We start from the raw sequence: 13,048 nt of genomic DNA, 5'->3' as shown, positions 1-13,048 counted from the left end.
CGGCACAGGTCGCCGGGCCCCCGGCGAAGAGGGCCCGGTCTCCGCTCAGCTGCCCGAGGTCGCCCGCCCGGACAGCATGCGTGTCTCCGGAGCCCGGTGCGGGCGCAGATCCCTGAGGACGGACTCGACTTCGACGAGAAGGGATTCGTAGGAGATCAGCCGCCGCCATTCGGGGTCCGGGGCCCCCGGTACGGTGGCGCCGCGTGCCGCCCACTGGGCGGCCAGCTCGGCGTACAGCGGTGTCTTCGCCTCCATTCGGCCGAAGGTGTGAACGCCCGCATGCCGTCCCGGTGACCGGGGAGGGCTCTGGGGCGCCATCGGCTGCGGCGTGGGAGCCTGCAGGGCCGGTGCGGGGGAGGGGATGAATACCGCAGAACCCCTGGCTGTGGTGGTGGCGGACGCGCGTGCGTTCATGTCGGGGGTAACGACCGCCGCCCGCCCGGGTAACTCCGCATCCGGCGGAACGATAAACTGGGATTTCACCTTTTGCAGTGTGATCCACTGTGAAGTCGTTTCAAAACGGGCAATACGGCGTTGGTGCGGGCATGGATCCAAGGGAGCTGTGGGAGCGCCATGCCGTGCTGGCACAGGCGTTCTGCGCGAATGACGAAGAGGTGCGCCGTGCTCAGGGAGCACTGGACGAAGGGCATGCGGTCCGTACACGGACGCTGGCCGCGTTCGCGGTGACGCTCGGGAGCGACAGCACCGTCGCGGGGCTGCTGGGGCTCCCGGAGCGCGAAGTACGCCTCGCCCGGCGCACCGTGGGCAAGGACGACGCGCGGGCTGTGGCCCAGGCACTCCTGACGGAGCACACGGCCGAGCACCCCGAGCCGCCTCCCATGGAGTGCGTGGACAGCGGCCAGCTCCAGCAGGAACCGGAGTCCGCCCAGTCGTTCCGCGCCACCATCCCGGCGCCGCGCCCCGCGCAGGCCCCCGGTGGCGCGCCCCTTCCCGACGAGCCGGTCCAGGAGCCGACTGCTTCGCCGGCCGTGGACGCCGTACTCGTCGGCGCCTGGAGCACCGGGGTCGATCTCTCCGTACTGGCGACCGAGCTCGGCCTCGACCTGGCCCACCTGGTCGCCCGCGCGCACTATCTGGAGACCCAGGGCCTTCTCACCTACGCCGCTCCTCCGCCCGACCGGTCCGGGCGCCACCGCCGCTCCGGGGCCGATGCGGCTTCCGCCACGCCGTCCCAGCAGTGGTACTACCCCGCCGCGCACCAGCAGGTCCACCAGCAGAACCCCTGGGACCACCAGCAGAACCCCTGGGACCACCAGCAGAACCCCTGGGACCAGCAGCCCCCGCTCGGCGATTTCACCACCGGCCCGATGCATGACTGGGACGGCATCCTCAACCAGTGGGACACGACCTCCGGTCCGACCATCAACTCGACGATGTCCTGGCAGGGGCGCATGTGAACGACCCGCACCCCGCTCCTTCCCGCGGCCCGGTCACACCGCCGTCCCGGGTGGGTGGCACCGGCCGTCTGGTGCAGACTGGCGGTGTGGCCACAGACGACGCGGAGGACCGGCTCGCGTCGGTCAGGCAGGAGCTGGAGCGGGCGACCGCCCGGTTGCGACTGCTCGCCGACGCCAGCACTGCCCTGTCGAGCGTTCTCGACGCGGAAGAGGCGCTCAACCGGCTGGCCCGGCTGATCGTTCCTCAGGTGGCGGACGCGTGCGTGGTGGATCTCGTCGTGGACGGCGGGGTGCGCCGGCTCACCGCCGTGCACCGCGACCCGGCGCGTGAGCTGCCCCCGGCACCGGAGAGTCTGCCCTGGTCCGAGGAGTTCGCCGCACCGCTGGCCCGGGTGCTGCGCGGCGCCGGACCGGTGACGGTGACCGGCTTCGACGCGCAGGCGGGGGCCGGGACACTGCACCGCGCGCAGCTGGAACTCTACCGCGCCCTGGACGCCAGAACGGTGCTGATCGTGCCGCTCCAGGTACGCAGAGAGGTGCTCGGGGCGCTCAGCCTCGTCCGCACCCTCTCCGCCGAGCCCTTCGGGGAGCAGGAGATCTCCCTCGCGGCCGATCTGGGCCACCGGGCCGGACTCGCCGTCGAGAACGCCCGGCTCTACGGGATCCAGCTGCGCACGGCTGAGCAGTTGCAGCTCTCGCTCCTGCCCGACCTGTCGGGAATCGAGCACCTGGACCTGGCGGCACGGTATGTGCCTGCCCGGGAGGGGGCCGAAGTCGGCGGTGACTGGTTCGACGCGTTCCGGCTCAGCGACGGCTCCACCGTCCTGGCCATCGGCGACGTCGTCGGACACGATCTCAGCGCGGCCGTCGGCATGGGGCAGCTGCGCAACATGCTGCGGTCGCTGGCGTACGACAGCGGGGACTCGCCCGCCGGTGTGATGCGGCGGCTGGACGGAGTGATGCAGGGGCTGAGCACCACCGAACTGGTCACCGGGGTCATCGCGCGCGTCTACACGCCGCCCACCGGCCCGTGGTTCATGCACTGGACCAACGCGGGGCATCCGCCCCCGGTACTGACGAGCCCGGCCGACGGCAGCAGGCTGCTGGAGGAGGGGCTGGCACCGGTGCTCGGAGTGGATCCGGCCATCGAGCGGGAGGACGCGCTGACCGTACTGGAGCCGGGCTCCACCCTGCTGCTGTACACGGACGGGCTCATCGAACGCCCCGGCGAGGACATCGGCAGGGGATTCACCAGACTGCGCCAGCACATGGCGAACCTCGCGGACGAGCCCCTCCAGACCTTCTGCGACGAACTGCTGGCGCGCCTCACCGACGGGCACTTCGACGACATCGCGGTACTGGCGCTGCGCGTTCCCCCGGCGCCGTAGCCGCGGTACGGGGGCTCAGTCGCCGTGGCGCCCGGCGCCGTCGCCGCCGGCGCCGTCCTCCGCCGGATCGGACGGGCTGTCGTCGCCGTCGTCCTGGCCCTGGCCGCCGGCGCGGCGCCGCCGGACGATCCTGACCACCAGTACGACGACGACCAGGGCCACGAAGACCAGGGCGGCGCCCCGGCCGACGAAGTGCTCGATGCTGCTGTAGGCGTTGCCCGCCGCGTACCCGATCAGGGTGAAGCCGATGCCCCAGACGAGGCCGCCCAGCGCGTTGAAGAGCAGGAAGGTGCGGTACGGCATGCCCGAGGCGCCCGCGAGCGCGGGCATGACCGCACGGAAGAACGCCACGAACCTGCCGAGGAACACCGCCACCGGCCCTCTGCGGCGGATCAGGTCGCGGGCGGACTCGATGCTGCCGCGGTGGCGGCGCAGCGCGCGCGCCCCGAGCAGCCGGGGCCCGAACCTGCGGCCGATCTCGTATCCGACGGAGTCCCCGGCGACGGCCGCCACCACCACGATCAGGGCGAGCCAGTAGACGGACACCCGGTGCTGGGCGGCGAGCACACCGCCGATCACGGCCGCGCTCTCGCCCGGGATGACGAAGCCGAAGAACAGTGCGTCCTCGCAGAAGACCAGAGCGGCGACGACGGCGTAGACCGCTGCCCCCGACAGCCCGGACAGCCAGTCGGTGATCGTGCCCACCGGGTCTCCTCCCTCTCGTCGTGCTCGTCGGCGTCGCGGTTCCCGCTCTGTGCGCCCGTGCCCCCGGGCGACCGGGGCGCAGGTGTCCGAGGCTGTCAGCCGGCGCGCGGTTCCGCACCAGGGAGCCTCTCCTGCGGGCGGTCGGCGCCTGCGGCGGGCTCCATGGCCCACGGTATGATCCGGGCAGAGTGAGCAGGCCGGTGGCCTCTCACGCGGCGGTGGGGCCCGCCGTACCCGAACCGCGGCGATGGTGCCGCCAACGGTCCCTGCTTGCGCTGGCGCGCGCCCCGGTGCGCGCTGTGACCGCCGAGTAGGAGAACCACGTGGCAGACGCCCCCATTCCGCTGGTGGACGACCCCGTCAGCTCCGGCCCCGACGCGGGCCCCTTCATCCCCGCGCAGAGCGCCGGCCGCGACCGCTGCGAGGAGGAACGTTGAACTGGCTGCTCATGATCGTCGGGGCCGCGGTCGGCGCCCCGCTCCGCTATCTGACCGACCGCAGGGTCCAGTCGTCGCACGACACCGTCTTCCCCTGGGGGACGTTCGCCGTCAATGTCTCCGCCTGTCTGATCCTGGGGCTCGTCACCGGCGCGGTCTCCGCAGGGGCGGCTTCGTCGCAGGTCCAGCTGCTGGTCGGCACGGGGCTCTGCGGCGCCCTGTCGACGTACTCGACGTTCTCCTACGAGACGCTGCGCCTGGCCCAGGACGGGGCCCGCTTCTTCGCCGCTGTCAATGTCACGGCGAGTGTGGTGGCAGGACTGGGCGCGGCCTTCGTGGGTGCCTCGCTGGCCCAGGCGTTCTGGGGCTGAGACCGCGGACGTACGGGCCGTTGACATGCGGAGGCCGCCGCCCCTGTACGTGGGCGGCGGCCTCCGGGCGCTGTCAGCCGGCCGTGTGGGCCCCCGCCGGTCCCGAGGTCAGTACAGGGGCCAGCACCCCGGTGCGCAGCCGTGCGACCAGAGGGGTGGCCAGGCGGCGCAGGGCCAGGCTGGTCAGGAATGCGACGGGCAGGGCGAGGAGAGCCGAGCCGAGTACGTCGTGGGGGTAGTGCGCGCCGACGTATACCCGTGTGAAGCCCTCGAAGAGGGCGAAGACCGCGGCGATCGCGCACAGCTTCCGGTTCAGCAGATAGAGGGCCGCGACGGTCGCGGCGGCCGTCGTGGTGTGGCCGCTGGGAAAGGCGTAGTCGGACGGGACCGGACAGGTCTCGACGATGAACGCGTGCGGCATCGAGCGGCAGGGCCGCACCTCCGACACGAGCTTCTTGACCACCTCGGCCACGGCGAAGGCGACCACCACGCTCACCGGCACGGCCAGCGCGAGAGCCATCGACGCGCTGTCACGGCGCCGCGCCTGCCACCACCCGACGATCATGAGAACCGCGAACACGCCCAGGCCGATGTCGGTCCACGACTCCAGCGGGGCGTTCAGCCACCGGGTGTCCCGTGCGAAGTCCGTGACGGTGGTGAACAGCGAACCGTCGATGTGTGAGCCGTTGAAGGCCAGCGGCACCGGGGAAACAGCAGTCATCAGGGCGGAACTCTCAGGCTCGGTCGGGGCTGCCGTGCTCCGCGGGAGACGTGCGGCATCCATGGTCTGGGTCCATCTACAGGACTGTAGACGGACTCTAGACGGCGCCCCGGGGGGAGCCAAATCACGGAGAGGGGATGGTTGCCGGGCGGACCGGTGGCCGGCGCAGCGCACGTGGTGAGCGGCTGTGCGCCGGCCACCGTCCGCCTCTCACCGTGCGGTGTCCCTCACACCGCGGGGGAGTCGAACCGCGGCTCGGTGCCGAGCAGGCCGGATACGTCGGAGTCCACCGGCAGCTCCCGGGCCGACGCGCCCCGGGTGAAAAGGACACCGGGCCGCTCCCCGGCAAGCGTGGCCACCGGTCCGTCCACGCGCAGCCAGCTGCCCTCGCGCAGCCCCAGCACGGGCACGTCGTTCTCCTCCAGGAACTCGGCCAGGCGCTCGGCGCGCGTCTCGCCCTTGTGGGTGCTGCCCGGGTCCGGGTCGAGGTAGTGCGGGTTGATCTGGAAGGGCACCAGGCCGAGCGTGTCGAAGGACGGCGGCTGCACGATGGGCATGTCGTTGGACGTACGGAGGGTGGGGGCGGCCATATTGGTGCCCGCGCTGGCGCCCATGTAGGGGAGCCCGCCGCGCACGGCATCGCGTACGGCCTCGCGCAGCCCCGTACGGTACAGGGCGCTCAGCAGCCGGAAGGAGTTCCCGCCACCGATGAACACGGCGTCCGCTGCGGCCAGTTCGGCCAGCGGGTCGCCGTTCTCGTGGACACCGCGCACGGAGATCCCGGCCGGCTCCAGCGCGCCGCGCACGCGTGCGGTGTACGTGTCGTGGTCCGCCAGGGCGTACGGCACGAAGGCGAGCCTGGCGCCCTGCGGCAGGAAGCCGGTGACGGTGTCCAGGGCGTGTTCCAGGTAACCCCGCCCGTACTGGGTGGAGTTGGACAGCAACAGCAGATTCACGGTGGCGCTCTTTCGGTGAAGGGGCTTTGTCACGGGGGAGGTTCGGTTCTTGATTCGGGTTCTTGGGTTCGGTTCTGGCGGCTGGTGGAAGTGGGCCGGTGGTCGTGGTCGTGGTCGTGCGGACGGAAGGGCCCGGAGGGTCAGGCGCGTGGGCGGCGGGTGCGCTGGGGCGGGTGGGTGAGCCGCTTCTCCAGGAGCTGAGCGGCCTGCCGGAGGCTGTCGAGCCGGGGCTCGGGGCCGTCGGAGAAGCGCTCATGGGAGCCGCCGAGGCTGAGGCTGCCGTACGGCTCACGGCCGAGGAACACCGGGACCGCGAGCGTGGCGATCCCGGTGTCGTACTCGCCGACCGTCCACGCGTATCCCTGGGAGCGGATGCGCAGGAACTCCTGCTCAAGCAGATCGGCGTCGGTGACCGTACGGTCGGTGAAGCGGGCCATCGGGCGGGCGCGGAAGAGCCGGTGGCGCTGGTCGTCGGGGAGGAACGCGTAGTACGACTTGCTGGTGGCGCCGGCGTGCGCCGGATACAACTCGCCGACCAGCGGGTAGTACCGCAGCGGTCCCGCCTCGCCCTCCTCGGCCGCCACACAGCGCATGTGGAAGCTGTCCGGCAGGCAGAAGAGCACGGTGTCGCCGGTGGCGCGGCAGAGCTCTTCCAGCACCGGCCCCGCCAGCAGTTCGAGGGAGCCCGAGCGCTCCCACTGCCGGCCCAGCCGCAGTACGGCGGGGCCGATCCGGTAGCGCCTGGTGGCCGGGTCGGAGACCAGGAAGCCGCGGCCCGCGAGCGTCGACAGCAGGCGCTGGGCCACGGAAGTGTCCCAGCCGAACTCGGCGGCCACCTCGGTGACCCCCCAGTCGGGCCGGGTGCGCTCGAAGGCCAGCAGGACCAGCAGCGCCCGGTCGACGGTCTGCAGCGCGCCCGCGGGCTTGCGACGGTCCAGATCGATCTCGGCCATCGTCATCTCACCATCCAGACCTTAATTGCAAATAAAGGGAAACAGTTGCGTTCAACGCTATCGGATCCCGAATCTGCTGTCAGCACCACCGGAACTCAGTGGGTGCTGACGCAGCGAGAAAGGCCCCTCATGTTGAAGTACGTCCTGGACATCGTGGATCTGCTGGACGATCCCGCGGCCGACGGCAAGCGTGCCGTCGAGTACCTCGACGCGGTGGCGGGCCCCGAGGGGTCGGGGGCCGAGGTCACCTCGGTCACCGGTGAGCGCGGATCCACCGACTTCGTACGGGTCCGTATCCCGGGCAGCAGCGGCCGCTCGTCGGGCGGCACGGCCCGCACCCTCGGTGTGGTCGGCCGGCTCGGCGGTGTGGGCGCCAGGCCCGAGGTGACCGGGCTCGTCTCGGACGCCGACGGGGCGGCCGCCGCCCTGGCCACGGCCGCCAAACTGCTCGACATGCGCCGCCGGGGCGACATCCTGCCCGGCGATGTGATCGTCGCCACCCACATCTGCCCGAACGCGCCCACCGAACCGCACGACCCGGTGCCGTTCATGGGCTCGCCGGTGGACATCGCCACCATGAACCGCCACGAGGTGACGGACGAGATGGAGGCGGTGCTCTCCATCGACACCACCAAGGGCAACCGCATCATCAACCACAAGGGCCTCGCCCTGTCGCCCACCGTCAAGGAGGGCTGGGTGCTGCGGGTGAGCGAGCAGCTCGGCGAGCTGCTCGCCGTCGTGACGGGTGAGCCGTTGGTCACGTACCCCGTGACGACTCAGGACATCACTCCGTACGGTAATGGGGCACACCACATCAATTCGATCCTCCAGCCGGCCACGGCGACCGCCGCTCCGGTCGTCGGTCTCGCGATCACGTCGGCCGCGGCGGTGCCCGGGTGCCAGACGGGCGCGAGCCACGAGACGGACATCGCGTCCGCCGCCCGCTTCGCCGTCGAGACCGCCAAGGTCTACGCCGGCGGACAACTCGACTTCCACGACGCCGTGGAGTTCGACAACCTCGTCAACCGCTATGGGTCGCTTTCGCATCTGCAGACCCTCGGCCGTCAGCCCAGGGAGTCATGAATGGCAACTTCACCATCGGCTGACGCAGCCACCAAGGGCGTCGGCAGCGACGACTACGCGCTCTCCCGTGTCCCGCGGGACAAGCGCTTCGGATTCGGGACCATGCTGCTCCAGTGGCTGGCCCAGTCCGGCTCCATCTCGCAGTTCACGCTCGGCGCCACCATCGGCGTCGGGATGTCCTTCGGCCAGGCGTTCCTCGCCTTCACGCTGGGCGCGGTGACCCTGGAGATCGTGATCTTCGCCATCGGCCTGGCCGGTATGCGCGAAGGGCTGGCGACGCCGCTGCTCACCCGCTGGGTCGGTTTCGGCCGCAATGGCTCGGCGCTGGTCAGCTTCGTCATCGCGGTCAGCCTGGTGGGCTGGTTCGGCGTCCAGAACACGATCTTCGGCGACAGCGTCTCGTCGCTGGTCGGCGGCCCCTCCTGGATGTGGTGCGTGATCGCCGGGCTGGCCGTCACGGCCCTGGTGATCTTCGGCTTCAAGTACATGGCCGTCTTCGCCAAGATCGTCACCCCGCTGTTCTTCGCCCTGGTCGCCTGGTCGGTCATCTCCACCCTGACCAAGCACTCCTTCATGGACCTGGTCCACTCGCCGGCGCCGTCCCAGCACATCTCGCTGGCGGTGGCCGCCACCGCGATCGCGGGCGGTTTCATGACGGGCGCCATCGTCGCGCCGGAGATGACCCGCTTCAACAGGAGGGGCTCGCACGTCTTCCTGCAGAGCGCTTCCTCGATGATCCTCTCCGAGTACATTGTCGGTATGACGGGTGTGCTCCTCGGCCACCTCGTCAAGAGCAACCAGGTCTCGCACATCGTCCTGAGCACCTCGGGCGCCATCGGCGTGATCGTGGTGCTGATGTCCACGGCCAAGGTCAACGACTGGAACCTGTACGGCTCCTCGCTCGGCGTCGTCAACTTCTTCCAGGTGGTCTTCGGCAAGCGGCTGCACCGCGGCGCGGTCACCATCGTGCTGGGGCTCGCGGGCACCCTCCTGTCGGCGGTCGGCATCATGACCCACTTCACGGACTTCCTGTCCCTGCTGGGCGTCGCCATCCCGCCGATCGGCGGGATCATCGTGGCCGAGTACTGGATCGTCCGCCGGATGCGCAAGCCGCTGGACGAGACCCGCGACGCCGAGACCCTGCCGGCCACCTCGCCCACCTGGGTTCCGATGTCCCTGGTCATCTGGATCGCGGCCTTCTGCGTCGGCAAGTTCTACGACGGCGGCATCCCCGCGCTCAACTCACTGATCACCGCATTCGTGCTGTACGCGGCGCTGGGCCTGCTGGGCTGGATCAAGCCGTACGGCACATCGACGCTGGAGGCCTCCCCGGACCTCCCCGTCGCCGACAACAACACCCCCGTGGGAGCGGCATGAACACCCCTGACACCGAAACCACAGCAGCCGGAACGGTTCCCGCGTCCGAAGAGGCGCAGCGCGAGGTGGTCGACCTCTGCGCCGAGCTGATCCGCTTCGACACCTCCAACCCGATCAGCAACGAGCGCGCCTGCGCCGACTGGGTCGTGGCCCGGCTGGCCGAGGTCGGTATCGAGTCCGAGCTGATCGAGAGCGCGCCGGGGCGGGCCAGTGTCATCGCCCGTATCGAGGGCGCCGACCGCGAGCGCGGCGCCCTGATGGTCCACGGCCATCTCGACGTCGTACCGGCGGACGCGTCCGAGTGGCAGGTGCCGCCGTTCTCCGGAGAGATCCGCGACGGCTACCTCTGGGGCCGCGGCGCGATCGACATGAAGGACACGGTGGCCGTCATGCTGGCCACCGCCCGGGACTTCGCCCGGACCGGCACCCGCCCGTCCAGGGACCTGGTCCTGGCCTTCCTCGCGGACGAGGAGGCGGGCGGCAAGTTCGGCGGCCACTGGCTCGTCGAGCACCGGCCCGAGCTGTTCGCAGGGGTCACCGAGGCGATCGGCGAGGGCGGCGGATTCTCCTTCGCCATCGACGACACGCGCAGGCTGTACCCGATCGAGAACGCCCAGCGCGGTATGGCGTGGATGGAGCTGACCGCCACCGGCCGGGCCGGCCACGGCTCGTCGCCCAACGACGAGAACGCCGTCACCGACCTCGCCGAGTCGCTCAGCCGTATCGGCCGCCAGACCTTCCCCATCCGTCTCATCGAGCCGGTGCGGGCGCTGCTCGCCGAGGCCGCCCGGCTCTACGGGGTCGAGTTCGACGAGGACGATATCGAGGGCACCCTCGACCGGCTCGGCCCGGTCAAGGACTTCATCCAGGTGGTGCTCCGCAACTCCGCCAACCCCACCATGTTCCAGGCCGGCTACCAGACGAACGTCATCCCCGGCCGGGCCACCGCCCGGGTCGACGGCCGCTTCCTGCCCGGTCATGAGCAGGAGCTGATCGACACCATCGACGCCCTGCTGCTGCCCTCGGTCAGCCGGGAGTGGGTCAACCACGACCTCGCGATGGAGACCACGTTCGACGGACCGCTCGTGGACGCGATGTGCGACGCGGTGCGCGCCGAGGACCCGGACGGCCACCCGGTGCCGTACTGCAATCCGGGCGGTACGGACGCCAAGGCCTTCACCCACCTGGGCATCCGGTGCTTCGGCTTCAAGGGCCTCAAGCTCCCGCACGACCTGAACTACGGGCGGCTCTTCCACGGAGTGGACGAGCGGGTGCCGCTCGAAGGACTGCGGTTCGGTGTACGGGTGATGACCCGGCTCTGGCAGAGCGCCTGACCGCACCGCCACGGGACCCGCACCGGTCCGTATACGCGTACGCCCTCGACGTCATGGACGCCGGGGGCGTACTGCTCGTGTCCAGCCGTGTGTGCCCTGTCCGGCTGCGCCTGTCCCGCCGTGCTGTCCGGTTGGGCGGGGCCGGGCTCAGGGGTTGCGGTAGGCCTCGACGACGCGGTTGATCACGGCGGCCGCAGTGACCAGCTCGTGCGGGTCGAATCCGTCCAGCGCGTCGTCGAGCCAGCGCCGGCCCGCCTCCTCCGCGCGCTCCACGACCTCGCGGCCCTCCTGGGTGACGGCGATCCGGCGGGCCCGGTGGTCGCCCGGGTCCTGGACCGTGCGGACCAGGCCGCGCTCCTCCAGGCCGCGGATCTCCCGGGTCACATGGGGCGCCTGCACCAGCAGGGCCTGCGCGATCTCGCCCATCCGCAGCGGTGACCTCGCCGCCTTGAGGGTGCGCAGCAGGGCGAGGGAGGCACGGTCGACTGTGACCTCCGCCTGGAGGCGCAGCCGCATGTGGGCACGGTTGCCGGCCATCGTGTAGGCGAGGTCGGCGAGCGATCTGTAGAGGTCTTGGGCGGCTGAGTCGTCGGGTTCGGGATGGTCCACGCCACGATGATCGCGCATGCCGTCCTCTCCGGCTTCCCCTCCGGCTCCGCTCCGGAAGTGGCCAGAAAGATGCCCTATGCACGGACTGGGGCTTCCCCGGGAGGCGAGCGGGGTATTACCGTCCACGGGAAGTTACTTTTGTTAAGTAACGCGCTCATCCCCTCATGCTCACGCCAATGCTGGAGGAACGACGTGCAGATCACCGTGGACACCGACAAATGCTGTGCTGCGGGCCAGTGCGTGCTCGCCGCCCCCGACGTGTTCGACCAGCGGGACGAGGACGGGATCGTCGTCGTACTGAACAGCAGCCCGCCCGCCGCGCAGCACGCCGCTGTGGAGGAGGCCGCACAGATCTGTCCGGCCGCCGCCATCACCCTGTCCTGACGGACGGCCCGGTTCCGCAAGCCCCTCACCCCCCGCACCCACCGTGGAAGGACGACGATGACCGAGGTCCCCACCGCACCCCCCGCGTACTCCACCCGCCGTGCCGCCGGATGCCCCTTCGACCCGCCGCCGCAGATGTCCGGACTGCTCAGCTCCGAGCCGATCTCCCGGGTCACGCTCTGGAACGGCGCCACGGCCTGGTACGTGACCCGGCATGCCGACCAGGTGGCGCTGCTGCGCGACGAACGCATCAGCGCCGACAACCGGCGGCCCTCCTATCCGAGCTTCAGCGCGGGCAGTGAGGCCACCCGGGCCCACAACCGCACCTTCATCACGATGGACGAACCGGAGCACAACGAGCAGCGCAAGCGCTTCACCGGCGACTTCACGATCAAGAGGACCCAGGCCCTGCGGGAGCGCATAGAGCGCATCATCGGCGACCTGCTGGACGGGATGGAGAAGGCCGGACCCCCCGCCGACCTGGTCACCTCCTTCGCGCTGCCGCTGCCCTCGCTGGTCATCTGCGAGCTGCTCGGTGTCCCGTACGAGGACCACGGGTTCTTCCAGCGGGCGAGCGCCGTCATCATCGACACCCGCAGCAGCGCGCAGGAAGCCCTGGACGCCTCGCAGGAACTGGTCGACTACCTGGGCGGCCTGGTGGAGAAGAAGGCCAAGGACCCGGGTGACGACCTGCTCAGCCGGCTCGCGGCGGACTATCTGGTGACCGGGATCAGCACCCGCGACGAATGCGCCAAACAGGCAAGGCTGCTGCTGGTCGCCGGGCACGAGACCACGGCCAACATGATCGCCCTCGGTACCTGCGCGCTGCTCCAGAACCCCGAGCAGCTGGCGGCGGTCCGCGACGGCACCCCCGAGCGGGTGGCGGGCGCCGTCGAGGAACTCCTGCGGTATCTGACCATCACCCACCTGGGGCGGCGCCGGGTCGCCACCGCGGACATCGAGGTCGGCGGTCAGCTCATCAGGGCCGGCGACGCGGTGATCTGCGCCACCGACGTTGCCAACCGCGACCCGGAGGTCTTCACGGATCCGGACCGGCTCGACGTCGACCGGCAGGCGCGCAGGCACCTCGCGTTCGGCTCGGGCCCCCACCAGTGCCTCGGCCAGAACCTCGCCCGGATCGAGCTGCAGCTCGCCTACCCCGCGCTGCTGCGCCGTCTGCCGGGCCTGCGCCTCGACTGCCCGCTCGACGAGGTCCCCTTCCGTACCGACATGGCCGTCTACGGCGTCCACGAACTCCCCGTCACCTGGTGACACCACCGGCGGCGCGGGAGGTCCGGGCGCCCGGACCTCC

At 70.8% G+C, this 13,048-nt stretch carries 14 protein-coding genes; 8 read left to right on the top strand and 6 right to left on the bottom strand.

What is annotated here, in order from left to right; genetic code table 11:
- Positions 1 to 45: 45 nt before the first annotated feature.
- On the bottom strand, positions 46 to 255 hold the full coding sequence (locus ACWGKJ_RS34755) for a hypothetical protein (protein ID WP_385033263.1): 210 nt from the start codon (positions 253 to 255) through the stop codon (positions 46 to 48).
- A 290-nt stretch (positions 256 to 545) separates the two neighbouring features.
- Between ACWGKJ_RS34755 and ACWGKJ_RS34750 the strand changes: the two genes are divergently transcribed.
- The gene (locus ACWGKJ_RS34750) at positions 546 to 1,418 is read left to right on the top strand and encodes a hypothetical protein (protein WP_385033260.1); all 873 of its coding nucleotides are present in this window, start codon (positions 546 to 548) and stop codon (positions 1,416 to 1,418) included.
- Between the two features lie 86 nt (positions 1,419 to 1,504).
- Positions 1,505 to 2,806: a PP2C family protein-serine/threonine phosphatase gene (locus ACWGKJ_RS34745; RefSeq protein WP_385033257.1), complete on the top strand. Its 1,302-nt coding sequence runs from the start codon at positions 1,505 to 1,507 to the stop codon at positions 2,804 to 2,806.
- Between the two features lie 15 nt (positions 2,807 to 2,821).
- Here ACWGKJ_RS34745 and ACWGKJ_RS34740 read toward each other — a convergent pair whose 3' ends face one another.
- Positions 2,822 to 3,511, bottom strand: coding sequence for a DedA family protein (locus tag ACWGKJ_RS34740; RefSeq protein ID WP_385033254.1), 690 nt, complete (start codon positions 3,509 to 3,511; stop codon positions 2,822 to 2,824).
- A gap of 433 nt (positions 3,512 to 3,944) precedes the next feature.
- Between ACWGKJ_RS34740 and crcB the strand changes: the two genes are divergently transcribed.
- Positions 3,945 to 4,319, top strand: coding sequence for a fluoride efflux transporter CrcB (gene crcB, locus ACWGKJ_RS34735; RefSeq protein ID WP_385033251.1), 375 nt, complete (start codon positions 3,945 to 3,947; stop codon positions 4,317 to 4,319).
- Between the two features lie 73 nt (positions 4,320 to 4,392).
- Here the strand turns inward: crcB and ACWGKJ_RS34730 are convergent, their stop codons facing one another.
- The 3 genes from ACWGKJ_RS34730 to ACWGKJ_RS34720 all read right to left on the bottom strand — a co-directional run bounded on the left by ACWGKJ_RS34730 (position 4,393) and on the right by ACWGKJ_RS34720 (position 6,949).
- Positions 4,393 to 5,040, bottom strand: coding sequence for a phosphatase PAP2 family protein (locus tag ACWGKJ_RS34730; RefSeq protein WP_385033248.1), 648 nt, complete (start codon positions 5,038 to 5,040; stop codon positions 4,393 to 4,395).
- A gap of 227 nt (positions 5,041 to 5,267) precedes the next feature.
- Positions 5,268 to 5,996 (bottom strand): dipeptidase PepE, encoded by a 729-nt coding sequence (gene pepE / locus ACWGKJ_RS34725; RefSeq protein ID WP_385033245.1) that lies wholly within the window; start codon positions 5,994 to 5,996, stop codon positions 5,268 to 5,270.
- Positions 5,997 to 6,136: 140 nt separating this feature from the next.
- Positions 6,137 to 6,949 carry an IclR family transcriptional regulator gene (locus ACWGKJ_RS34720; RefSeq protein ID WP_385033242.1) on the bottom strand — a complete coding sequence of 271 codons (813 nt, stop codon included), beginning with the start codon at positions 6,947 to 6,949 and terminating at the stop codon, positions 6,137 to 6,139.
- Between the two features lie 129 nt (positions 6,950 to 7,078).
- On the opposite strand from ACWGKJ_RS34720, the gene ACWGKJ_RS34715 reads away from it, so the two are divergent.
- From ACWGKJ_RS34715 to ACWGKJ_RS34705, 3 genes are read left to right on the top strand one after another with little or no spacing between them, the layout of a single operon-like run.
- Positions 7,079 to 8,032 carry a DUF1177 domain-containing protein gene (locus ACWGKJ_RS34715; RefSeq protein WP_385033239.1) on the top strand — a complete coding sequence of 318 codons (954 nt, stop codon included), beginning with the start codon at positions 7,079 to 7,081 and terminating at the stop codon, positions 8,030 to 8,032.
- Positions 8,033 to 9,409 carry a cytosine permease gene (locus ACWGKJ_RS34710; RefSeq protein WP_385033237.1) on the top strand — a complete coding sequence of 459 codons (1,377 nt, stop codon included), beginning with the start codon at positions 8,033 to 8,035 and terminating at the stop codon, positions 9,407 to 9,409. It abuts the gene before it with no gap.
- Positions 9,406 to 10,743 carry a M20/M25/M40 family metallo-hydrolase gene (locus tag ACWGKJ_RS34705; protein WP_385033234.1) on the top strand — a complete coding sequence of 446 codons (1,338 nt, stop codon included), beginning with the start codon at positions 9,406 to 9,408 and terminating at the stop codon, positions 10,741 to 10,743. The genes ACWGKJ_RS34710 and ACWGKJ_RS34705 overlap by 4 nt, the downstream gene beginning before the upstream one ends.
- 147 nt (positions 10,744 to 10,890) lie before the next feature.
- Here ACWGKJ_RS34705 and ACWGKJ_RS34700 read toward each other — a convergent pair whose 3' ends face one another.
- A complete protein-coding gene (locus ACWGKJ_RS34700; RefSeq protein ID WP_385033231.1) occupies positions 10,891 to 11,352 on the bottom strand; it encodes a MarR family winged helix-turn-helix transcriptional regulator in 462 nt (153 codons plus the stop codon).
- 192 nt (positions 11,353 to 11,544) lie between these two features.
- On the opposite strand from ACWGKJ_RS34700, the gene ACWGKJ_RS34695 reads away from it, so the two are divergent.
- Together ACWGKJ_RS34695 and ACWGKJ_RS34690 are read left to right on the top strand one after the other, a co-directional pair.
- Positions 11,545 to 11,736, top strand: coding sequence for a ferredoxin (locus ACWGKJ_RS34695; protein ID WP_385033228.1), 192 nt, complete (start codon positions 11,545 to 11,547; stop codon positions 11,734 to 11,736).
- Between the two features lie 57 nt (positions 11,737 to 11,793).
- Complete coding sequence (locus ACWGKJ_RS34690; RefSeq protein WP_385033225.1) at positions 11,794 to 13,008, top strand: cytochrome P450; 1,215 nt, start codon at positions 11,794 to 11,796, stop codon at positions 13,006 to 13,008.
- Positions 13,009 to 13,048 lie beyond the last annotated feature (40 nt).

The sequence above is a fragment of the Streptomyces sp. NPDC054757 genome (assembly GCF_053612185.1).
This window is presented reverse-complemented; position numbering and strand designations above follow the sequence as displayed.

Excerpts from the sequence above, each read along its gene's own strand:
- ACWGKJ_RS34710 (WP_385033237.1), top strand. The coding sequence starts at position 8,033 with ATGGCAACTTCACCATCGGCTGACGCAGCCACCAAGGGCGTCGGCAGC.
- ACWGKJ_RS34705 (WP_385033234.1), top strand. The coding sequence starts at position 9,406 with ATGAACACCCCTGACACCGAAACCACAGCAGCCGGAACGGTTCCCGCG.
- ACWGKJ_RS34720 (WP_385033242.1), bottom strand. The coding sequence starts at position 6,949 with ATGGCCGAGATCGATCTGGACCGTCGCAAGCCCGCGGGCGCGCTGCAG.
- ACWGKJ_RS34755 (WP_385033263.1), bottom strand. The coding sequence starts at position 255 with ATGGAGGCGAAGACACCGCTGTACGCCGAGCTGGCCGCCCAGTGGGCG.
- ACWGKJ_RS34730 (WP_385033248.1), bottom strand. The coding sequence starts at position 5,040 with ATGACTGCTGTTTCCCCGGTGCCGCTGGCCTTCAACGGCTCACACATC.
- ACWGKJ_RS34750 (WP_385033260.1), top strand. The coding sequence starts at position 546 with ATGGATCCAAGGGAGCTGTGGGAGCGCCATGCCGTGCTGGCACAGGCG.
- ACWGKJ_RS34715 (WP_385033239.1), top strand. The coding sequence starts at position 7,079 with ATGTTGAAGTACGTCCTGGACATCGTGGATCTGCTGGACGATCCCGCG.
- ACWGKJ_RS34690 (WP_385033225.1), top strand. The coding sequence starts at position 11,794 with ATGACCGAGGTCCCCACCGCACCCCCCGCGTACTCCACCCGCCGTGCC.